The sequence below is a fragment of the Kribbella sp. NPDC051718 genome (assembly GCF_040681515.1).
Classification (GTDB): Bacteria; Actinomycetota; Actinomycetes; order Propionibacteriales; family Kribbellaceae; genus Kribbella.
Genome location: NZ_JBFAYZ010000002.1, coordinates 225,731 through 246,837 on the forward strand (window position 1 = coordinate 225,731; position 21,107 = coordinate 246,837).

At 68.2% G+C, this 21,107-nt stretch carries 24 protein-coding genes; 15 read left to right on the forward strand and 9 right to left on the reverse strand.

The genetic code is table 11. From position 1 onward, the window contains the following. Positions 1-13 precede the first annotated feature (13 nt). The 5 genes from AB0M15_RS07620 to AB0M15_RS07640 all read left to right on the forward strand — a co-directional run bounded on the left by AB0M15_RS07620 (position 14) and on the right by AB0M15_RS07640 (position 3,159). Positions 14-187, forward strand: coding sequence for a CsbD family protein (locus AB0M15_RS07620; protein WP_343970160.1), 174 nt, complete (start codon positions 14-16; stop codon positions 185-187). 21 nt (positions 188-208) lie between these two features. Beyond that, positions 209-1,087, forward strand: a complete 879-nt coding sequence (locus tag AB0M15_RS07625) for a hypothetical protein (protein ID WP_363815043.1) — start codon at positions 209-211, stop codon at positions 1,085-1,087. 43 nt (positions 1,088-1,130) lie between these two features. Continuing rightward, a complete protein-coding gene (locus AB0M15_RS07630; RefSeq protein WP_363815044.1) occupies positions 1,131-2,033 on the forward strand; it encodes a Ku protein in 903 nt (300 codons plus the stop codon). 69 nt (positions 2,034-2,102) lie between these two features. Continuing rightward, entirely contained in the window at positions 2,103-2,642 is a 540-nt protein-coding gene (locus AB0M15_RS07635) for a hypothetical protein (protein WP_363815046.1), read from the forward strand. Then, a complete protein-coding gene (locus AB0M15_RS07640; protein WP_363815048.1) occupies positions 2,626-3,159 on the forward strand; it encodes a hypothetical protein in 534 nt (177 codons plus the stop codon). The genes AB0M15_RS07635 and AB0M15_RS07640 overlap by 17 nt, the downstream gene beginning before the upstream one ends. On the opposite strand, the gene AB0M15_RS07645 is transcribed toward AB0M15_RS07640, so the two are convergent. After that, positions 3,127-4,002: a LysR family transcriptional regulator gene (locus AB0M15_RS07645; protein ID WP_363815050.1), complete on the reverse strand. Its 876-nt coding sequence runs from the start codon at positions 4,000-4,002 to the stop codon at positions 3,127-3,129. The two genes, AB0M15_RS07640 and AB0M15_RS07645, sit on opposite strands and share 33 nt — an antisense overlap. A gap of 73 nt (positions 4,003-4,075) precedes the next feature. Here AB0M15_RS07645 and AB0M15_RS07650 point away from each other — a divergent pair, with 73 nt between their 5' ends. Beyond that, the gene (locus tag AB0M15_RS07650) at positions 4,076-4,738 is read left to right on the forward strand and encodes a type 1 glutamine amidotransferase domain-containing protein (protein ID WP_363815052.1); all 663 of its coding nucleotides are present in this window, start codon (positions 4,076-4,078) and stop codon (positions 4,736-4,738) included. Here AB0M15_RS07650 and AB0M15_RS07655 read toward each other — a convergent pair. Next, the gene (locus tag AB0M15_RS07655; protein ID WP_363815054.1) at positions 4,735-5,436 is read right to left on the reverse strand and encodes a hypothetical protein; all 702 of its coding nucleotides are present in this window, start codon (positions 5,434-5,436) and stop codon (positions 4,735-4,737) included. The genes AB0M15_RS07650 and AB0M15_RS07655 overlap by 4 nt on opposite strands. 85 nt (positions 5,437-5,521) lie before the next feature. Here AB0M15_RS07655 and AB0M15_RS07660 point away from each other — a divergent pair, with 85 nt between their 5' ends. Together AB0M15_RS07660 and AB0M15_RS07665 are read left to right on the forward strand one after the other, a co-directional pair. After that, positions 5,522-5,989: a GNAT family N-acetyltransferase gene (locus tag AB0M15_RS07660; RefSeq protein WP_363815056.1), complete on the forward strand. Its 468-nt coding sequence runs from the start codon at positions 5,522-5,524 to the stop codon at positions 5,987-5,989. A 73-nt stretch (positions 5,990-6,062) separates the two neighbouring features. Then, positions 6,063-8,168 carry a thiamine pyrophosphate-dependent enzyme gene (locus AB0M15_RS07665; RefSeq protein WP_363815058.1) on the forward strand — a complete coding sequence of 702 codons (2,106 nt, stop codon included), beginning with the start codon at positions 6,063-6,065 and terminating at the stop codon, positions 8,166-8,168. A gap of 99 nt (positions 8,169-8,267) precedes the next feature. On the opposite strand, the gene AB0M15_RS07670 is transcribed toward AB0M15_RS07665, so the two are convergent. Together AB0M15_RS07670 and AB0M15_RS07675 are read right to left on the reverse strand one after the other, a co-directional pair. After that, complete coding sequence (locus AB0M15_RS07670) at positions 8,268-8,756, reverse strand: DUF1992 domain-containing protein (protein WP_363815060.1); 489 nt, start codon at positions 8,754-8,756, stop codon at positions 8,268-8,270. Between the two features lie 73 nt (positions 8,757-8,829). Next, positions 8,830-9,408 (reverse strand): hypothetical protein, encoded by a 579-nt coding sequence (locus AB0M15_RS07675; protein WP_363815062.1) that lies wholly within the window; start codon positions 9,406-9,408, stop codon positions 8,830-8,832. Positions 9,409-9,527: 119 nt separating this feature from the next. On the opposite strand from AB0M15_RS07675, the gene AB0M15_RS07680 reads away from it, so the two are divergent. Both AB0M15_RS07680 and AB0M15_RS07685 read left to right on the forward strand, forming a co-directional pair. Beyond that, complete coding sequence (locus AB0M15_RS07680; RefSeq protein ID WP_363815064.1) at positions 9,528-11,072, forward strand: aldehyde dehydrogenase family protein; 1,545 nt, start codon at positions 9,528-9,530, stop codon at positions 11,070-11,072. Beyond that, positions 11,072-12,220 (forward strand): FAD-binding oxidoreductase, encoded by a 1,149-nt coding sequence (locus AB0M15_RS07685; RefSeq protein WP_363815066.1) that lies wholly within the window; start codon positions 11,072-11,074, stop codon positions 12,218-12,220. Before AB0M15_RS07680 ends, AB0M15_RS07685 begins: the two co-directional genes overlap by 1 nt. Here AB0M15_RS07685 and AB0M15_RS07690 read toward each other — a convergent pair whose 3' ends face one another. From AB0M15_RS07690 to AB0M15_RS07710, 5 genes are all read right to left on the reverse strand, one after another. Next, on the reverse strand, positions 12,221-12,778 hold the full coding sequence (locus tag AB0M15_RS07690) for a dihydrofolate reductase family protein (RefSeq protein ID WP_363815068.1): 558 nt from the start codon (positions 12,776-12,778) through the stop codon (positions 12,221-12,223). 195 nt (positions 12,779-12,973) lie between these two features. Further along, positions 12,974-13,618, reverse strand: a complete 645-nt coding sequence (locus AB0M15_RS07695; protein ID WP_363815070.1) for a hypothetical protein — start codon at positions 13,616-13,618, stop codon at positions 12,974-12,976. A 150-nt stretch (positions 13,619-13,768) separates the two neighbouring features. Beyond that, on the reverse strand, positions 13,769-14,395 hold the full coding sequence (locus AB0M15_RS07700) for an FMN-binding negative transcriptional regulator (RefSeq protein WP_363815072.1): 627 nt from the start codon (positions 14,393-14,395) through the stop codon (positions 13,769-13,771). Positions 14,396-14,406: 11 nt separating this feature from the next. Then, on the reverse strand, positions 14,407-14,721 hold the full coding sequence (locus AB0M15_RS07705) for a hypothetical protein (protein WP_363815074.1): 315 nt from the start codon (positions 14,719-14,721) through the stop codon (positions 14,407-14,409). A 4-nt stretch (positions 14,722-14,725) separates the two neighbouring features. Then, entirely contained in the window at positions 14,726-15,739 is a 1,014-nt protein-coding gene (locus tag AB0M15_RS07710; RefSeq protein ID WP_363815076.1) for a LacI family DNA-binding transcriptional regulator, read from the reverse strand. 155 nt (positions 15,740-15,894) lie between these two features. Here AB0M15_RS07710 and AB0M15_RS07715 point away from each other — a divergent pair, with 155 nt between their 5' ends. Genes AB0M15_RS07715 through AB0M15_RS07735 form a run of 5 tightly spaced genes read left to right on the forward strand, consistent with a single transcriptional unit; the run spans position 15,895 to position 21,107 of the window. Further along, positions 15,895-16,773, forward strand: a complete 879-nt coding sequence (locus tag AB0M15_RS07715) for a 5-dehydro-4-deoxyglucarate dehydratase (RefSeq protein WP_363815078.1) — start codon at positions 15,895-15,897, stop codon at positions 16,771-16,773. Next, a complete protein-coding gene (locus AB0M15_RS07720) occupies positions 16,770-18,035 on the forward strand; it encodes a glucarate dehydratase family protein (protein ID WP_363815080.1) in 1,266 nt (421 codons plus the stop codon). Before AB0M15_RS07715 ends, AB0M15_RS07720 begins: the two co-directional genes overlap by 4 nt. Further along, a complete protein-coding gene (locus AB0M15_RS07725) occupies positions 18,029-19,159 on the forward strand; it encodes a hypothetical protein (protein WP_363815082.1) in 1,131 nt (376 codons plus the stop codon). Before AB0M15_RS07720 ends, AB0M15_RS07725 begins: the two co-directional genes overlap by 7 nt. Next, the gene (locus AB0M15_RS07730) at positions 19,159-20,148 is read left to right on the forward strand and encodes a hydroxyacid dehydrogenase (protein WP_363815084.1); all 990 of its coding nucleotides are present in this window, start codon (positions 19,159-19,161) and stop codon (positions 20,146-20,148) included. Before AB0M15_RS07725 ends, AB0M15_RS07730 begins: the two co-directional genes overlap by 1 nt. Then, entirely contained in the window at positions 20,145-21,107 is a 963-nt protein-coding gene (locus tag AB0M15_RS07735; RefSeq protein ID WP_363815087.1) for a D-2-hydroxyacid dehydrogenase, read from the forward strand. Before AB0M15_RS07730 ends, AB0M15_RS07735 begins: the two co-directional genes overlap by 4 nt.

Sequence of the window (21,107 nt, forward strand, 5' to 3'; positions counted from 1 at the left end):
AGAGGAGAACCCGATGGGTATCGGAGACAAGCTCAAGAACTCCGCCGAGGAAGCCAAGGGCAAGATCAAGGAGAAGACCGGCGACGCGACGGACAACGAGGACCTGCAGGCCGAGGGCCAGGCGGACAAGTCCGTCGCGGATCTGAAGCAGGCCGGCGAGAAGGTCAAGGACGCGTTCAAGGACTGACCCATCCGGTAACGTCTGGGTGTGGACTTCGACGAAGCGGCCGACGCGCTCTACGCAGCGCCGTCGGCCGACTTCATCTCCCGGCGCAACGAGCTGGCCAAGCAGCTGAAGGCCGATGGCGACCAGCTCGGTTCGACCCGGCTGAAGGCGCTGCGCAAGCCGACCGTCGCCGCCTGGCTGGCCAACCTGCTCGCCCGGGAACTGCCGGACGACATCGACGATCTACTGGCGTTGGGTGACGAGTTCCGGCAGGCGACGGCTGATCTCGACGGTGAGAAGCTGCGGGAGCTGACGCCGAGGCGACACAAGCTCCTCGATCAGCTGTCCAAGTCGGCGGCCGGGCTGGCCGAGCGCGAGGGACAGAAGGTCAGCGCCGATGTCGGGCAGAAGCTCCGCGAGACGCTCGACGCAGGCTTGGTCGACCCGGCCGCCGGTGAGGCAGTCCGCGAGGCTCGACTCAGCAGCGCGCTGCGGCACGTCGGGTTCGGGGTCGTCGACGAGAGCGGCGAGCCGTCCAACGTCACGCCGCTGACCGACGAGCGGCGCCAGCGCGCTCAAGACCGCCGCCGTGCGCGGGCCGAAGTACCGGAGCCTGAGAAGGAGACGGAGTCGGCCGCCGCGAAGGCGAAGCGGGAGAAGGCCGAGCAGGAGCAGGAAGAGCGCGAGGCTGCGGAGAAGGCGGCCGCCAAGAAGGAGCTCGACGACGCGGTCGCGGCGGCTGAGGCAGCCGAAGCTGTTGTCGCGGACCTCGACACCCAGCTCAGCGATGCCCGGGATGCGCTGGTCGAGGCGCAGGAGGCCGTGCACCGGGTCGGCGAAGAGCTGGACGAAGCCCGAAAGGCCGCCCGCGCGGCGCAGAAGGACAGCCGCGAGGCGAAGAAGCGATACAACCGGCTCTGATCGGGTACCTGGCACCCAACTGGGTGTTGCGAGAAGGGAACCGATGATGGCGCGCGCGATCTGGAGTGGGTTCATCAGCTTCGGTCTGGTCTCGGTACCGGTCGGGTTGTACTCCGCGACCGAGGAGCATCATCTCGACTTCCACCAGTTCCAGCGGGGTACGTCGGACCGGATCCGGAACAAGCGGGTGAACGAGCGCACCGGGCGAGAGGTCGACTACGAGAAGATCGTGAAGGGCCATGACGTCGGCGGTGGCGAGTACGTGATCGTCGAGCAGGAGGAACTGGCCGACATCGCGCCCGGGCGGTCGCGCTCGCTGGAGATCACCCGGTTCGTCGACCTGGACGAGATCGATCCGATCCACTTCCAGAAGAGCTACTACCTGGCACCCTCGGATGCCGAGAACGCTTCGTCGTACGGACTGTTGCGCGACGCCCTGGCCAAGACGAACCGGGCCGGCATCGCGTCGTTCGTGATGCGCAGCAAGGAGTACCTCGCCGCGATCCGCGCCGACGGCAAGGTGATCGTGCTGGAGACGATGTTCTTCGCCGACGAGATCCGCGACCCCGCCAAGGAAATCGGCGACCTGCCCGCCAAGTCCTCCACCGGCAAGCAACTCAAGATGGCCGTCGACCTGGTCGAGGCGATGAGCGGCAACTGGCGCGCGAGCGACTACAAGGACAGCTACACCGAACGCGTCAAGAAACTCGTCGCCGACAAACGCAAGGGCAAGGAGATCGTCATCAGCGACGAGGCCCCCGAGGCAACCACCACCACCGACCTGGTCACCGCCCTCCGAGCCAGCGTCGAAGCCGCCAAGTCCCGCCGCGCCGCCGGCAAGAAGACCCCGGCCAAGAAGTCCACGGCAAAGAAGGCCGCAACGAAGAATACTGCGGCCAAGAAGACCACCGCCAAGAAGACCGCAGCGAAGAAGAAAGCCGCCTGACCGCTGCAACAACCTGCAATCTCAGGCACGTCGCGCCCTCGAATCGAGCGTGGTGGGTGATCCTTGGGTGTGCGTGAACGACTGGGGAGAATCCCCACCTGGGCGTTGGTTCCGCTGATGGGCGTGCCGGTCGGGGCCGCGATGGGGATCTCCGTCACGAAGGACGGGGGAAGTACCGGGTCCGCGATGCTCTCCGGGATCCTGCTCGGCCTGTTCTTCGGCCTGGCGATGACCTTCGCGCTGAATCGACAGCGCCCTCTCGTGCGCCAGGCTCTGGGCACGAACACCTCACCGGCTTTGCGCCGCGCCGCGATTCGCGCCGTACGGTGGGGGCCGGTCCCCGCCGATCCGGAGGTCCGTGCGGCAGCGATCCGCTTGGCGGAGTACCAGCTGAATCTCCTGCGGGGCCAGCGCAGGGTGTTGCTGATCGTCTGGCCGCTGCTGCTGGCCGCCACCATCGCCAGTACCCTCGCCTACGACAACGCACCCTGGCCGATTGCGCTGGTCGCAATCTACCTGTCCCTGATCGGCTACCAACTCCTCCGCCCGAAGATCCTGCGCGCCCGCATCGAGGAGCTGACGAAGGGTTCCGATGAGAACGTTTCTTAGCAAGCCGCCGGCCTGGGCTGTCGGTCTGGTGTCCGGTGTTCCGTTCGGGATCGGGATGGGGTTCTTCATCAAGAGCGACGGGGACAGTCTCAGGGCCAGCATGATCTCCGGCACAGTCCTCGGGGTGGCCTTCGGGGTCGCGATGGCCTTCACCCTGCGGCGGCAGCTGCACCTACTGGTACGGACCGTGGGCTCGGAAATCTCGCCTGCCGACCGGCGGGCCGCAGGGCGCGCTCTGCGGCGCGGACCGGTTCCGGCCGATCCCAGGATCCGCGCGGCCGCGATCCGGCTGGCCAGGAACCAACTGGAGCTCCTCCAACGCTGGCGGCTGCGGTCACTGGTCATCTTTGGCCTTCTCCTGGCCGTCAGCATCACCGGCGTCTTCGCCGGCTCGCACTGGGGCATCACGCTGGTCGCGCTTTATTTGTTCGGCCTCGGCTATCAGCTCGTCCGGCCGCGGATGCTGCGGTCGCGGCTCGACGAGTTAACCCAGGGATTCGAGGAGCACGGTTCTTAGCAGGCTGGCTGGGCTGCGGGGGCCGGCGTCGGAGCGGATGGCTAGGTAGCCGGTGTTGAGGGGTGGGAGTTCGGGGTCGGCTAGTAGGCGGAGGCGGCCGGCAGCTAGGTCTTTCTCGCAGAGGTACAGCGGTAGGACGCTTGCTCCGGCGCCGGCTAGTACGGCGGTGAGGACGCCTCGGAGGTCGGGGACTACGAGGCCGACGTTTCTTGTCAGGCGTACTCCGAAGATGCTGCGCCAGTAGCGGCGGAGGATTGGAGCCTCCTCGGCATAGGCGACCAGGGGGATGTGGCGCAGTTGGTCGGGGGTGGTGACCGGCGTACCGGAGTACCAGCGGGGTGCGGCTACTAGCGCGAAGGTTTCGTCGTAGAGCGGTGTGACCTGTACGCCGGGGCGGCGCGGCCGGGTCGAGCTGATGACGACGTCCAGGGAGCGATCCAGCAGGCCGGCGATCAGCTCGTCCGGGAGGCCGAAGCGGGTGCGGAGTTGGAGGCCGTCGGCCAGGCGGCCGGCCAAAGCGGGTAGGACCTGATGGCTGATGTAGTCGGCCGGGCCGCCGAGGTGGACCGTGGCCGCGACCGGCTCATCCAGTTCGTCGACGACCAGGCCCTGGAGCGTGTCGATCGGGTCGGCGATCCGGCGGGCCAACTCGTCACCCGCGGCGGTCGCCAGTACGCCGCGCGCCCGCCGCTCGAACAGCGGTCGCCCGACCGCCGCCTCCAGCGCCTTGAGATGCGCCGTCACGGTCGGCTGCGACAACCCCAGTTGCTCCGCGCCGGCCGTGATCGACCCGGCGCGGTGGACCGCCAGGAAGCTGCGCAGCAGGTCGAGCGAGATCGTCACATCAGGAATCCTATGCCTCGCCCAACGAATGCCTATTGGTCCCCGATGGGTCGACCTGGTCATGATGGACCACATGACACGCGTACTGATTGCCCTCACCAGCCACTCCCAGCTCGGCGACACCGGCCGGAGTACTGGTTTCTATGCCGGCGAGGCCGCCGAGCCGTGGACCGTCTTCAAGAACGCCGGCTATGACGTCGAGCTCGTCTCGGTCGCCGGTGGCAAGCCGCCGGTGGACGGCGTCGACGACGCCGACCCGGACCAGAAGCAGTTCTTCGCCGAGGCCGACCTCGATCACACCAAGACGGCCGCCGAGCTGACCGCCGGCGACTACGACGCGATCTTCTACGCGGGCGGGCACGGCGCGATGTGGGACTTCCCCGGTGCCAAGGACCTCGCCTCGCTCGCGGCCGGGATCTACGAGAACGGCGGCGTCGTCGCGGCCGTCTGCCACGGTCCGGCCGGGCTGGTCGAGCTCAAGCTCTCCGACGGCAAGTACCTGGTCGACGGCAAGAACGTCGCCGGATTCACCAACTCCGAGGAGAACGCGGTCGGCCTCACCGAGGTCGTCCCGTTCCTGCTGGCCGACGAGCTGACCGCCCGCGGCGCGATCCACCACCCGGCCGCCGACTTCACCGACCAGGTCGTCACCGACGGCCGACTCGTCACCGGACAGAACCCGGCGTCAGCCCGTAGTACCGCGACTGCTGTGACTGCAGTACTCGACAAGAACTAAGGCAGTAGGTAGACGCCGGGGTCCGCGGGCGCCCCGGCGTCGAGCCAGCGCTGGAAGCCGTCGGGGTTGCGCCGCTCGAACTCGTCCAGGCAGATCCGTCGCACCTCCGCGACCGCCTGCCGATCCCGCGGCCCGGCACCTTGCGCGAGCGTCGTGGTCGTCTCGCCCCAGACCCCGCAGAGCTCCTCGATCGTGAGCGGGCACTGGAGTGAGGCGATCAGCTTCTCGTCCTCGAGGTGGTCCGCGTGGGTCGGCTCCATCAGTCCGCCGTACTCCGCGTCCCGCCGCCGGCGACCCGACAGCCGTCCACCCGGCCGACCGCGACCCGACCGCCGGCGCCGCGGCCGTCGCTCGCGACGGGTGTCCGGCAGCGCCAGGTCGACCAGCACGAAGATGACCGCCGCGATCATCGCGATCACGAACCCGAGCGCTCCCCAGCTGAGCAGCCGGATCAGGCCCGGCACCGCGAGGACGGCCCCGGCAGCCGCGGCCGCGACGATGAGCGGGGACTGGTACGGCGTCTCGTCGGCGAGGTACTTGATCACCGCCGCCAACGGCCAGATCAGCGCGAGCACGACGGCGAGCAGGATCGACGCGGCCAGCGGGCCGAGCATGATCACACCGGCCAGCAGTCCGGACGTGCCGATCCCGACGCCGGCGGCCACCGCCGTACGCCGAAGCCAGAGGGGTACGCGCATCTCGCCTCACACGGAGAAAACAACCTGTCTTCTCAACGATTTACCGCGTGGATCGGTTCCGGTCCAGCATGAAAGCATGCTCAAAATGACGAGCACTCTGATCCGCGCCCGCACCGCGGCCGACCTCGACGACTGCGTCCGGCTCCTCGCGGAGGTCCACAAGATGGCCGGCTATCCGGTGAACTGGCCGGCCGATCCGGCCGGCTGGCTGTCACCCGAGGGAGCGCTCGGTTGCTGGGTGCTCACCCTCGACAGCGAACTCGCGGGCCACCTGATCATCACCGCAGAACCCCCGGGGGAGGCGTTGGTGGAGCGGTTGTTTGTGGATCCTCGGCGGACTCGGGCGGGGCTTGGGCGGCGGTTGCTGGAGCATGCGATCGACTTTGCCGCGGAGCAAGGTCTGCGTTTGATGCTCGACGTCGTCGACAAGCCCGACGGCGCGGTCGACTTCTACCGGCGTACCGGCTGGCGCGAGGCCGGGCGGATTCCGATCGACTGGGGAGGCGCCGAGGCGTCGGAGATGCTCCGGTTCGAGGCGCCGGCCAGGGCCTGAACGCGCCCGGTCCGTGGGCAAGGCTGTGGATTCGGCCGACTTCGCGGATCATGTTGCGGGTGAGGATCAACCTGTGACCGCCGTCGACGAGCTCTTCGCCGACCGGGTCCGCGCGCTCAAACCGGTCCCCTCCGATCACCCGGCCGACGTCCTGCTCAGCCTGTACGACGCTCAGCTCGGCAGCCGGCACGCCGACCTGGCCGCCCGCTGGCTCCAGTCGCAGGGGCACGGGTACTACACGATCGGCTCGGCCGGACACGAGGGAAACGCGGCCGTTGCGGCGGCACTCGAGCCGACTGACCCCGCGCTGCTGCATTACCGGTCGGGCGCGTTCTACCTGGCGCGCGCGGCGCAGTACCGGGACAAGGACGGGCTGCGGGACATCCTGCTCGGCGTCGCGGCGGCGACCAGTGAGCCGATCTCGGGCGGCCGGCACAAGGTGTTCGGGCGGCACGACCTGGCGATCATCCCGCAGACCTCGACGATCGCGTCGCACTTGCCGCGCGCCATGGGGGTCGCCTTCTCGATCGCCCGGGCCGCGAAGCTCGGCGTACCGTCCCCGTGGCCGGCCGATGCGGTGGTGGTGGCCAGCTTCGGCGACGCCTCGGCGAACCACTCGACCGCGACGGGCGCGATCAACGCGGCGCTGCACGCGTCGTACCAGGGCATCCCGATGCCGTTGCTGCTGGTCTGCGAGGACAACGGGATCGGCATCAGCGTGCGCACGCCGGACGGCTGGATCAAGCAGGCCTACGGGCAACGCCACGGTCTGCGGTACTTCGATGCCGATGGCACCGATCTGGCCGCGACGTTGACGATGGCGACCGAGGCGGCGACCTTCGTACGCCGGAACCGCCGGCCCGCGTTCCTGCGGCTGCGGACGGTCCGGCTGATGGGCCACGCGGGATCGGACGTCGAAGCGGCGTACCGGACTCCGGCCGAACTGCTCGCCGACGAGGAACTCGATCCACTGCTCGGTACTGCGCGCTTGCTGCTGGCAACCGGTTACGACGCCGACGACGTGATCGAGCTCTACGAGAACAAGCGAGCCGAGGTGCTCGGAATCGCCCACGAAGTGGCCGGCCTCCCGCAACTGTCCTCGGCCGCCGCCGTGGCCGCGCCGTTGGCCCTTCCGGACCAGGCGATCGTCGAGGAGTCGTTGCCTCGTCGCTCTACCGGCGCTGAGCTGCTGACGCTGAGCCAGTCGATCAATCGGGGGTTGGGTGATGTGCTTGCGGCGTACCCGGAGGCGCTGGCGTTCGGTGAGGACATCGCACGTAAGGGCGGGGTCTACGGGGTGACTCGGGGGCTGCAGAAGTCGTTCGGGGCGGCTCGGGTGTTCGATACGTTGCTTGACGAGCAGTCGATTCTCGGGCTCGCGCTGGGGGCCGGCGTCTCGGGGTTGCTGCCGTTGCCGGAGATCCAGTACTTGGCGTATCTGCACAATGCCGAGGATCAGTTGCGGGGGGAGGCGGCGTCGCTGAAGTTCTTCTCGCAGGGGCAGTACCGCAATCCGATGGTGCTGCGGATCGCGGGCTATGGGTATCAGAAAGGTTTTGGCGGGCACTTCCACAACGACGATGCGATCGGGGTGCTGCGGGATATCCCGGGGCTGGTGATCGCGTCGCCGTCGCGGCCGGACGATGCCGCGGCGATGTTGCACACGTGCGCGGCGGCAGCTCGGGCGGAGGGCACGGTGTCGGTGTTCCTGGAGCCGATCGCCCTGTATCACCGGCGGGATCTGCATGCGGACGGCGACGACCAGTGGCTGGCGCCGTATCCGACGGGTCATGTGCCGATCGGGCGCGGGCGGACGTACGGCGAAGGTCGCGACCTCACCATCGTCACCTTCGGCAACGGCCTCCCGATGAGCCTCCGCGTCGCCGCCCGCTTGCCCGGCGTCCGCGTCCTCGACCTCCGCTGGCTGGCGCCCCTCCCCGTGGAAGATCTGTTGCGCGAAGCAACAACCACCGGCCGGGTCCTGGTCGTCGACGAAACCCGCCGCTCCGGCGGCGTCTCCGAAGGCGTCCTGGCCACCCTCATCGACGCCGGCTACACCGGCACTCTGTACCGAGTAACCAGCGAAGACTCCTTCGTCCCCCTAGGCAACGCCGCCCGCGCGGTCCTCCTCAGCGAGGAGACGATTGAAACAGCCGCCCGCAAACTCCTCCAGAAGTAGCGCGTCGTCCAGCGCCTCCGGCGCTGGACGATGCGGATGGGAGGCGGCGAGCACCGCAGGTGCGGGGTGGGTGCGCACCGCAGGTGCGTGGTGCGGTGGTCAGCTGAAGAGGCGTTGCCAGATGCTGCGCTTCGGCTTCGGGACTGGTTCGGACTCGCGGAGGCGGGCTCGGGCTGCTTGGCGGGCTTCGTGGGCTTCTCGCCAGGTGGTGAGCATTCCTTCTTCGTCGACGGGGCCGACGGGGACGACCACGCCGGTGGCGTCGCGGATCTGGATGAGGATTCGGCGGTTGAGGTCCTGGAGGTAGTCGCGGGCCTCGGTCTCGGTACGGAGTACCGACAGCTTGTCCTGCAGCGCCTGCTTCTCCTTGCGGAGTTGCACCGACGGGGGCAGCAGCGCGTCGGTCTCGATCTTCTCGCGGCGGATGAAGTCCTTCACCCACCAGTCCGGATCGTGCGGGTCCGCCAGCTTGGCCAGCGGTTTGCCCTCGCCGGCCAGATCGTCGAACTCACCCCGCGCCTGCGCCTGCTTGATCTGCGCCTCGACCCAGTCCTCGGTCTTCATCCCGGGCGGCTTGCGCTGCGTCATGTACGCCTCCAGTCAACTCCGACTTGGTTGCTGTACGACGCAGTTTACCGGCTTGTGATTGCATTCACAAGCCTCACCGCTTCGGCACCGTCCGATCCGCCCACAGCTCCGGCAACGGGATCGGCACCCGCCACATCCGGGTGCCCGGCTCGACCAGCCCGTGCCGGGTGGCGACGATCCGCATCAACCGCAGCGGCCCGGCGATGAACACGATCGCGAGCGGCAGTTCGATGATCAGCGCGCTGAGCACCGCCTGCATCAGGTCACCGCCCGGCTGACTCGTCATCACGTCGAACCAGGCGTCGCAGATCAGCAGTACGCCGGACGCGAACGCCGTCGGGAACACCAGCTGCCGGCGCCGCCACCCCGCGATCGCGGTCGCCGTCAGCATCACCATCAGCAAAATGTCGAACCCGACCCAGGTCGCGACCCAGTGCCGGGCGACGTACCGGCTCGGCAGGGTCACCGCGAGGTAGACCGTCCACGGCACCAGCACCGCGACACAGAGCACCAGCAGCAACATCCGCCACTTCCGAAGCCGCTGAAGCGTCCGCCGCTGCGGCCCCACCGGCGACTCAGGCAGCAACCGCCGAATCAACTCCTGCCGCTCCGCCCGCGACATCCCCGCGATCTCTTCATCACTCAAACTCACCCCAGCACTCTCACACACCAGCCGCTTACGCGGGTCGGGCGCGCGGAGTGGGGTTGGCAACGAAGGTGGGATGGCTGAGGGTGGGAGGCACCGAAGCGTTCGAGCGAGAGGACCCACCTGTGTCGTCTGTCATCTTGTCCGTGGTCAACGGGGAGCGGGTTACGGATCCGGTACGGACCGCGCCGTCGACCAACCCGGCGGACACCGCCGACGTGGTCGGCACCATCGGCGTCGCCGGGCCTGACGTCTTCGTAGGGGCCGCTCAGGCAGCCAAGGACGCGCAACCAGGCTGGGCCGCCCTGCCCGCTCCGCAGCGCGGTCAGGTGATCGCCAACGTCGGCCGGCTGATGACTGCCAACAAGGAGCGGCTCGCCGCGCTCGTCACCCGCGAGATCGGCAAGCCGCTGGCGGAGGCGCTGGGCGAGGTACAGGAGATCATCGACACCTGCGACTTCTTCATCGGCGAGGGTCGCCGGCTCTACGGCCAGACCGTGCCGTCGGAGATGCCCGACAAGCAGCTGTTCACCTTCCGCCGGCCGGTCGGCGCGGTCGCGGTGATCTCGGCCGGCAACTTCCCGGTCGCGGTCCCGTCCTGGTACATCGTGCCCGCGCTGCTGTGCGGCAACACGGTGGTCTGGAAGCCGGCGGAGTACTCGGCGGTCGTCTCGGAGGCGTTCTACGAGATCTTCGCGCATTCCGGCGTACCGGCCGGGGTCTTCAATCTCGTGTACGCCGATGGCCCCGACACCTTCGCTGGGCTGGAGCAGGCGTTGCAGGCCGGGCTGATCGACAAGGTCGGCTTCACCGGGTCGAGCGAGGTCGGCACCCGGATCGGCGAGCTGTGCGGCCGCCACCTGCAAACCCCGTGTCTGGAGCTCGGCGGCAAGAACCCGATGGTGATCACCGAGGACGCCGAGCTCGCGCTGGCCGTCGAAGGCGCCCTCTTCTCCGGCTTCGGTACTGCGGGTCAGCGCTGCACTTCACTGGGAACGGTGATCGTGCACGAGTCGGTGCACGACGAGTTCGTGGCCCGCTTCAGTCAAGCCGTCCGCGAGGCTGCGATGGGCGATCCGACCCAGGACGTGTTGTTCGGGCCGTTGCTGGACGAGAAGTTCGCAGCCGGGTTCGAGAAGTCGCTCGGCTGGATCAGCGCCCACCACACCGTGATCGGCCCCACCGGCCGGGTCGGCGCGGACAACCCGCGCAAGGGCTTCGTCGGCGATCCCGCCAAGGGCCTGTTCTATCACCCGGTGATCGTCGACAAGGTCCAGCCGGACGACGAGTTGTTCCTGAACGAGACGTTCGGCCCGATCGTCGGCATCACGACGTACCGGACGCTGGACGAAGCGATTGCTCTGGGCAACAAATCTGGCTACGGCCTGTCCAGCTCGATCTACACCACCGATCCGAACAAGGCGTTCCGGTTCGCGCAGGGCATCTCGGCGGGCATGGTCAGCGTCAACAACTCGACCTCCGGCGCCGAGGCGCATCTGCCGTTCGGCGGCAACGGCAAGTCCGGCAACGGCTCGCGGCAGAGCGGGATCTGGGTGCTCGACCAGTTCACCCGCTGGCAGTCGATGAACTGGGACTACTCGGGCAAGCTGCAGAAGGCCCAGATGGATACCGTCACCGTTGAGGCGGACTACGACTTCCGTCTGCCGTGATGCTGCCCGCCAAAGCCGAGGTGGTGATCGTCGGCGGCGGGGTGATGGGCACGAGTATCGCCTTCCACCTCGCCGAAGCCGGCGTCGCCGACGTGCTGCTGCTGGAGCAGAACGAGCTCGGTTCGGGTTCGACCTCGAAGGCGGCCGGTGGCATCCGGGCGAACTTCTCCGACGAGCTGAACATCGCGCTCGGCGCGCGCAGCCTGGAGGCGTTCGCCCGGTTCGGCGAGCGTCCGGGGCAGGAGATCGATCTGCATCGCGTCGGCTACCTGTTCCTGCTGTCGACGGCCGAGCAGATCGAACTGTTCGAGGAGAGCACCCGGCTGCAGAACGCGGCCGGTCAGCCGACCCGGATGCTCGACGTCGCCGAGGCGGTCCGGCTCGCGCCGATCCTCTCACCCGACGGTCTGGTCGCCGCCTGCTTCTCCCCCAACGACGGTCACTGTACGCCGGAGTCGGTCGTGCTCGGCTACGCCACAGCTGCCCGCAAGCTGGGCGCGAAGCTCGTCACCGGCTGCGAAGTCATCGGCATCGATGCCATTGGCAACGAGATCCGGGCGGTCCGGACGAGCCGCGGCACGGTCGCCACCTCGACCGTCATCTGCGCGGCCGGTGCCTGGTCCGAACCACTCGCGGCGATGGTCGGCGTCGACCTCCCGGTGACACCGTTGAGGCGTCAGATCGTCGTGACAGAACCGATTCCCGGTCTGCCGCGCGACATGCCGATGACGATCGACTTCAGCAGCACCTTCTACTTCCATGGCGAAGGCCCCGGCCTCCTGGTCGGCATGTCCGATCCCGAGGAGGAACCCGGGTACAACCTCACCAACTCACAAGCCTGGCTCCCACGGCTCACCGAAGCGATGGAGCAACGAGCCCCTTCACTCCTGGAGGTCGGCCTGGCCAGCGGCTGGGCCGGCCTCTACGAGAACACCCCCGACCACAACGCCCTGATCGGCGAGTCCCCTGACATCAGCCGTTTCCTCTACGCCACCGGATTCTCCGGCCACGGCTTTCTGCAGGGCCCGGCCATCGGCGAGATACTCCGAGACCTGTACCTCACCCGCCAACCCTTCGTCGACATCTCCCCTCTCGACGCCAACCGCTTCCAGACCTCGGGCCTGCGCGCCGAACAGAACATCGTCTGACTAGAGCCGCTCCCCGACGCGGTAGTCGAGCAGGACCAGGCGGTCGTCGACGGTTTCGGTGCCGACCAGGTCCAGCTTCACGTCGGGGAGGCCGGCGAAGACGGGGCCTTCGCCGGTGCTGCCGTGCAGCGTCGGGAAGACCATCACCCGGACGCGGTCGACCAGGTCGTGCTGGAAGAGGCTGCGGACCAGCGTGGCACTGCCCATCGTCCGCATCGGCAGGTCGTCGAGCGCCTTCAACTCGGGGATCGCGGTCTCGATCGGCTCGCTGATCACCGTCGTGTTCGGCCAGCTGAGCGGTGGGGTGAGCGTCTTGGAGAAGACGAGCTTGGGCAGCTCGGCCATCCGCGCGAAGCTCGGATCGTCGTCCTGCTGAACGATCTCGGCCATCGTCCGGTACGTCGTGGCGCCCATCACCGTGACGTGCTCGACGGCGAGTTGCCGCTCGATCCACGCGTCCAGCCCCGGGCCGCCATAACCCCAGTACGGCGCCGACTGCGGCCCACCGCCGCCGTACCCGTCCAGCGTGCTGAACATGTCGACCGTCAATTCCCGCACCACAGACCTCCTAGCTGACCCACCGCCCATCCCGGCACGGCACTTCAGCCCATGCTTACGCCTCCCGCCAACACGGTCACGCCAAGGCGAGTCGCCCCGAGCGAAACGAGCGCCGCCTGGCGAGCGGAGCGGAGCTAGCCGGAGCGGGGCTGGGCGGAGCGGGCGGGGCGGAGCGAGGAGCGGCGGGGCGAGGGGTTAGGGGCCGTCGGAGTCGGGCCAGTTGTCTGGGTCGCACCAGGCGGGGTCGTAGCCCTGGGCGGCGCAGTACGCCTGGATCATCTCTTCGCGGGTCAGCCGGTGAGTCGGCGTGGGCCGGGTCGGCTTGGCTGTCGTCGGCTTCGTGGTCGACGGTTTGGTCGTCGGCGTCGGGTCGCGGTCCTCGCGCTGACGCTTCTTCGTGGTCGTCTTCGTCTTGGTCGGCGTCGGGGTGGCCGGCCGGGTCGTCTTCGCGACCGGCGGCGGCGCGGACGTCTCGGCGGTGGTGGTCTTCGGCACCTGCGGCGGTGTCACCGTGGCCGATGGCGTGCCGCTGCGATCGTCGACCGGCGGCATGGCCTGCGAGTCCGACGGTCCACCGTCGAACAACCCGATCGCGGACAACGCCCAGAAGTTCACGGCCAGGAACAGCACCAGGCCGACCGAACCGAGCGCCACCACCCGCTGCGAGGGACCGCCATACCGGCCGACGGGCCCGCGCACCGCGTTGCCCTTGCCGTCGACCCAGAACTTCCAGTCCTCGGGCGCGGCCGGCCAGGAGGGGTCGGGGCGCCACGTCTTCGGTGGCATCCAGCTACGGCGGGGCGGCGTCGGCCAGTTCGGCGGTACTACGAACCGCTTCACGCAATCCTCCACGTCGCCGACTGAAAACCCGCCCCAGGCTAGACGATCGCCGGGCTCAACCAACAGCCCGGTCCGCGATCCGCCTCGGCCCGTACGTTTCCCCAACGACACAACCCATCGACAAGCTACTACCCGATCGGCGTGTCGCCTTTATTTCTCGGGCTTCGCCGCCCGAACCGCCTCGGCCGACGCCAGGTCACCCCGCGCGTCGAGCGACTCGACCACCCCGTCGATGTCGGCGCCGGACCGGTTCTGGCTGAGCTTCGCCTTCACCTCGATCCGGCTGATCACCAGCTCGACCCCGACGATCGCGCGCAACTGCCCGGCCACATAAGCCTCCGGCGCATCGTCCACCGACCACTGCTCGGCGAACGGAGCCTCATGCTTGTCCGTCAACCGCCGCACGAGCCCGTCCAGCCACGCCGGATCGTCGTGAATCACCAGCTCGCCATAGACGTGGGCTATCACGTAGTTCCAGGTCGGTACGACCCGCCCGTTCTCCTGCTTCGAGGCGTACGCCGACGGGGAGATGTACGCGTCCGGCCCGGTGATGATGGCCAGCGCCTCCCCTAGTACCGGCGTCTTCCACTGCGGGTTGTTGCGCGCGAGGTGCCCGAGCAACGCACCCTGCTCGCCGACGGAAGGGTCGTAGATGAACGGCAACAGGGTCGCGAGCAGACCGTCGGCCGTGCTGGTGACCAGGTCGCCGGCGCCATGCACCACCAACAGATCCCGTACGACGGACTCGTCCGCCGCGAAGTGCTTGGGAACGTACATCTACTTGGCAATCAGCAACCGCCGACCACCTCGCTGCAGTAGTACTCCTTCTCGATCCCGCCATGCGCCTCACTGAACTTCTGCGACAGCGCCGGGATCAGCCAGTTACCCGCGTCGCAGGCCAGCTGATCGGTCGACGCCGCGAGTTGATGCGCCTGGACGAGATGCCGGAAGGTCGCCGGCCCGTTGGTGGCCGCCTGGTAGAGGTCCGGATACCGCGCGGCCGACTCCTCACCGGCGGCATTCGTCGGTACGGACGCCAGCGCGGGTGCGGTCTCCTGAAAGGCCTCAGGCGCAGGCAGCGGCTCGGGCGGCAGCGAGTTCATGCGCCTACCGTACGGCGGGCAGACCGCTCGTGTCGCGAACTTGCAGCGTCATCGGCAGGTACAACGGCTCCTCGCTGTAGTCGTTGACCAGCAGCCGTTCGAGCATCTCGCCGGCCCGTCGGCCGAGCTCGTCGCGCGGTACCGACACCGTGGTCAGGTCGGAGTGCGCGACCCGATCCAGCGAGATGTCGTCGAAGCCGATCACCGACAGCTCGTCCGGTACGCCGACGCCCAGCTCGCGCAGCCGCGCGATCGCCCCGAGCGCGACGAGATCGTTGTACGCCAGCACCGCGGTCGCATCCGATGCGAGCACGGCCGCGACAGCGTCGTACCCAGCCTGGCTGGTGGAGCCGCCGCACTCGACCACCGTCACCTCGAGCCCGAACGCCCGAGCCGCCTCGAAGGCGCGGACGCGTTCATCGTTGCCCCATGAGGCCGGCGGTCCGCCCAGGTACGCCGCCCGCCGGTGGCCGAGCTGCGCGAGATGCCCGCAGACCTGCGTCATCCCACCGGTGAAGTCGACCGAGATGGACGGTACCCGGGCGCCGGCGACCACGCGGTTGAACAACACCATCGGATGGTCGCGCCCGAGCAGATCGACCAGCTCGGCGCGTGGCATCCGTGGCGAGGCGAGCAGGACACCGTCGCAGCACCGCATCAGGTCCTCGACCAGCTCGTACTCCAGTGCGGGATCCTCGTCGGATTCCATCACCATCATCCGGCGGCCGTGGGCGCGGGCGACGGCCGAGACCGCTTTGAGCACCTCGGGGAAGTACGGATTGGCCAGGTCGGGTACGAGGACGCCGATGGTGCCCCACTCGCCGCGGGCGAGGCCTTGGGCGGCGGCGTTCGGGCGGTAGCCGAGTTCGCGGACGGCGTCGTGCACGCGGTCGACGAGCTGCGGGTCGACCTTGGCGGTGCCGTTCAGGACGCGCGAGACCGTCGCGGCCGACACCTTGGCCGCCGTACTGACGTCGCTGATCGTGATCCGCGGCGACCGGCCCGGGCGGTTCTGCACGCAGCTCCTCCATCCTGAGAAAACGCTTGCACAGCGTCGCGCAGTACGGTCCATTCCGCAACCACAGGCTGAGAAACCGCTTTCAAGCGAACTCTTGCCAGTGCCTCGAAGCCGGACTAAGGTCCGATGGCAAACGCTTACCGAGAGGCCTTCCCATGCAGCTCGACCGACTCTCGTCGTTCCCCGTCACCGCCTTCGACGCCGACGGAGCGCTCGCGCTCGGCGCGTACCGCGAGCACCTGCGGCACCAGATCGACGCGCGGCCGGCCGCCCTCTTCGCGGCCTGCGGGACCGGTGAGTTCTTCTCGCTCACCCTCGACGAGTACGCCGCCGCGGTCCGCGCCGCGGTCGAGGAGGCGGCCGGCGCGCTCCCCGTCTTCGCCGGCACCGGCTACGGAACCGCAGTGGCCAAGCAGTACGCCGCTGCCGCCCGCGAGGCCGGCGCGGACGGCCTGCTCGTGTTGCCGCCGTACCTGATCAAGCCGTCACAGCAAGGCCTGCTCGATCACTTCCGCGCTCTCGCCGCGACGGCCGGCCTGCCGTTGATCGCCTATCAGCGCGACAACGCGATCTTCACCGCGGACAGCGCCGCCGAGCTGGCGCAGATCCCTGGCGTGATCGGCTTCAAGGACGGCTTCGGCGATCTCGACCTGCTCCAGCGGATCATGGCGGTCGCCCCGAACCTGACCTATTTCAACGGACTTCCCACCGCCGAGGTCACCGCGCGCTCGTATGCCGCAATCGGAGTGCGGGCCTACTCCTCAGCCGTGCACTGCTTCGCCCCCGAGATCGCGCACGCGTACGAAGCCGGCCTCGACGAATTGCTGCCCGTCTTCTACCTCCCGCTCGTCAAGCTGCGCGACAAAGGCGCCGGGTACGCCGTTTCGCTGGTCAAGGCAGCCGTGCGGAGACGCTTGACCGATGTCGGCTCGGTCCGCTCGCCACTCACCGATCCGCTGCCCGAGCACCTGGAAGAGTTGGATCACCTGCTGGAACAAGGTCTGACCCTCGTCCGGAAGAAGGCTGCCGCATGAAGATCACCGAGATCGTCATCACCCCGATCGCGATGAAGGACCCGCCGCTGCGCAACATCCAGGGCCTGCACCAGCCCTACGCGCTGCGCTCGATCCTGCAGGTCCGGACCGACGAGGGCCTGACCGGGCTCGGCGAGACGTACGGCGATCTGGCGGTACTGACCAAGCTGCGGCAGGTTGCGCCCCGACTGGCCGGGCTCGACCCGTTCGACCTCAACGGGCTGGAGCGGATCGCCACCGAGACGCTCGGTTCGGCGGCCGGGCTGGCGAACCACGGGCTGGTCGGCGAAGCGAGTGACGAGAAGACGCTCGCGACGGTGCTGTCCGCCTTCGAGATCCCCTGCTGGGACCTTCAGGGCAAGGCGCTCGGGCGACCGCTGGTCGAGTTGCTCGGCGGCAAGGTGCGCGACACCGTACCGTACAGCGGCTATCTGTTCTTCAAGCCCGCCACGCACACGCCGCCGCCGGACTACGAGCCGGACAGCTGGGGCGAGGCGATGGACGCCGACGGCATCGTCGCGCAGGCCCGCCGGCTGGTCTCGGAGTACGGCTTCAAGTCTCTGAAGCTGAAGGGCGGGGTGCTTCCGCCGTTCGGCGAGGTCGACGTCATCCTCGCCCTGCGCGAAGCGTTCCCGGACCATCCGCTGCGGCTCGATCCCAACGCGGGCTGGACCGTCGAGACCAGTGTCGCCGTCGGCAGGAAGCTCGATGGGGTGCTGGAGTATCTGGAGGATCCGACCGCGACGATCGACGGGATGGCCGCGGTGGCGCGGGAGGTTTCGATGCCGCTGGCAACCAATATGGCAGTGACCGCCTTCAGCCATCTGCCGCCGTCGATCCGGGTCGACGCGGTCCAGGTGATTCTGTCCGATCATCACTTCTGGGGTGGACTGCGCCGGTCGCGCGAGCTGGCGGCGATCTGCCGGACCTTCGGCATCGGTTTGTCGATGCACTCGAACTCGCACCTCGGCATCAGCCTCGCCGCGATGACCCACCTGGCCGGCGCGACGCCGGAGCTGACCTACGACTGCGACACGCACTATCCGTATCTGGTCGAGGACATCGTCGTGCCCGGTGTGCTGAACTTCGCCGACGGCGCGGTGAAGGTGCCTGACGGCCCGGGTCTTGGGGTTGAGCTGGATCTCGATTCGCTGGCGCGGTTGGGCGAGCAGTACGAGAAGTGTGGGTTCGACACCCGCGACGACATCACACCGATGCGGGCAATCGAGCCTGACTGGGATCCAGTGATTCCGCGATGGTGAGGCATGGCGCCTTCGCTTATACGTGGGATCTGGTCGGCGATCCGTCCGCGGCTGCTCGCTTCGCCGACCTCGGCATCGACACGGTGACGCTGCAGGCCGCGTATCACTCGGTGCGCGCGACGACGGCCTGGCATCCGGCGCATCGGGTCGTCCACGCCGACCACGCGGCGGCGTACTTCCGGATCCGGCCCTCGCGGTGGCGCGGATTACGCCCACTGGCGCCTAGTTGGGGAGTCGACGACGAGGACCGCTTCGGTACTGCGTCCGCCGCGCTCGCCGCCGCTGGTCTCCGCACCGAGGCCTGGGTGGTGCTCACGCACTCGTCGGCGCTCGGACGTTCTGCGCCGTCGTTGGCGGTGCGCAACGCGTACGACGAGGTGTTCAGCTATGCGCTCTGTCCTGCGCAGCCGGCTGTCCACGACTACGCGTTGACGATCGTGCAGGAGCTGTGCGAGCAGTACGACGTGCCTGCGCTGATGTTGGAGGCTTGTGGGTGGCTCGGGTTCGAGCATGCGAGTCAGCATGAGAAGACCTCGGGTGCGGATCTCTCCGCCTGCGCCCGGGATCTCCTCTCGATCTGCCTCTGCTCTGCTTGTGCGGCTCGTCTTTCGCTGGATGTTCCACAGCTTGCCGCCGACATCAGGTCGGTCGTCGATCGTGAGTTGCAGCAGGGGATCAGCGCGGGATCGAACCTGGCCGACGCGCTTGGCGCTGAGCGGGCGAGCGCTGTCTATCGGCATCGCCAGGAGGTGATCGCCGGACTTGTGCATGAGGCTGCCGGGTTGGCCGGGTCGCGGGAGTTGTTGCTGATGGCGACGGATGATCCGCAGGTGACCGGGCCGGATGTGGGGGTCGACCTGGCTGGCGTCGACGCAGCGGCCTTCGTGTTGAAGTGTTGGGACGATGAGGAGGCGGCCATCGCTCGGGTGAAGGGGGCTGCCGGGCGTACCGGCGTACCGTTGGTTGCCAATGTCAACGCTCTCGGCGAACGGCCGTCGGAGTTGCCTGCTCTTGCGGCGCGACTCGTCGCGGCGGGTGCGTCGGAGGTGCGGTACTACCATGCGGGGCTCGCGTCGCCCGCGCGTCTGGCAGCCATCCGCGCAGCCGTTCAGGAGGTGGCCTGATGCTCAACGGGCTCTACGTCATGGACCTCGACCGCTTCCCTGATGTGTACGGCGAACAGGAACGTCTCGCGATCGAGAAGCACCTTCGGATCACGGCGCCGCCGCTCACACCGACTGAGCTGACGCCGTCGCTGCTGGCCGACGTCGACGTGCTGGTGACCGCGTGGGGCGGGCCGCAGCTCACGCCCGAGTTGCTGGAATCCGCGCCACGGCTGGCGCTGATTCTGTATGGCGCTGGTTCGGTGCGGTCGATCGTCACGCCGTCGTCGTGGGCGCGGGGCTTGCGGGTGACGACTGCGAACTCAGTCATCGCCGCGTCGGTGGCCGAGTTCACGCTGGCTCAGGTGCTCTATGCGTTGAAGCATGGTTGGCGGTATGTGCTGGGTGCTCGGTTCGGCGCCAAGTCATTGCCCAGGGCTTCGAATGAGCCGGGCGCGGCGGGGTCGGTGGTCGGGCTGATGTCGCTCGGGGCGACCGGGCAGGCGACCGCGCGATTGCTTGCCCGGCATGATCTTGTTTTGCAGGCTTATGACCCGTACGTCGATCCCGCTGTGGCATCCGCGCTGGGGGTTCGGCTGGTCTCGTTGGAGGAGTTGTTCGCGACCTCCGATGTCGTCTCGCTGCATGCGCCGGTGCTGGATGAGACGCGCAAGGTGGTCAGTACAAGGCTGCTGTCGTCGATGAAGCACGATGCGACGTTGATCAACACCGCGCGGGGAGCGCTGATCGACGAGGACGCGTTGGTAAGTGTGTTGCGGGAGCGGGCGGATCTGTTCGCAGTACTGGATGTGACGGATCCGGAGCCGCCGTTGCCGGGGTCGCCGTTGTTCTCGGCGGCGAACATCGTGGTGACGCCTCACCTGGCCGGCACACTGAACGTCGAGCGACGGCGGCAGGGGCAGTTGATGGCCTCGGAGTTGGCGCGCTATGTCGCCGGGGAGCCGTTGGAGCATGAGATCTTCGAGTCGGGGCAGGCGAAGTCCGCATGAGCCCGACCTTGGTGATGGTGCCGCCGCAGCGGAACAGTACTGCGAACTGGGCCGAGCGGTTGATGACTTCGGTGCCTGGACTGACGGTGTTGCGACCTGGCTTGGACGGTGCGGCTGAGGCGCTGCGGTCGGCGGATGCGGCGTACGGAGTACTACCGGTGGAGTTGCTGGCGGCAACTACTCGACTGCGGTGGTTGCAGGCGCAGCAGGCTGGGCCGCCGCCTGGGTTCTACTATCCGGAGCTTGTTGAGCATCCGGTTGTCGTCACCAACATGCGGGACACGTACACCGACCACGTCGCGTCGCACACGCTGGCGTTGGTACTGGCGTTGTGTCGCGGGTTGCCGCGCTATGTCCGCGATCAGCAGGACGCCTTGTGGAATCCGGACTGGGATCCGGAGGCGATCGTCTCCTTGTCTGAGGCGACGGCTCTGGTGGTCGGCGTCGGCGCGCTGGGCACCGAGATCGGGCGGCTGCTGCGTGCCTTCGGGACTCGGGTGACGGGGGTCGATGTTCATCCTGGGGATCGGCCTGGGTTTGCTGAGGTGTTGCCGGTCGAGGCGTTGGACGAGCAGCTGCCTGGTGCCGATCTGGTGATCCTGACCGTGCCGCATACGCCGGACACGGAAGGGATGATCGACGCGCGACGGCTGAAGCTGCTCAAGGCGTCGGCGTTCTTCGTCAACGTCGGCCGTGGTCCGACGGTCCAGCTCGACGCGCTCGAGGCGGCGTTGTCTGCTGGACAGTTGCGTGGGGCGGCGCTCGATGTGTTCGAGACCGAGCCGTTGCCGCCGGGGCATCCGTTGTGGCGGCGTCCCGAAGCACTGATCACTCCGCATGTCGCAGGAGTCGGGCCTCACGAGGCGGAGCGGCGATTCGCCGTCCTGCTGGAGAACGCCCGGCGATTTGTTGCCGGCGACCCCTTGATCAACGTCGTCGACAAGTCGAAATGGTTCTGA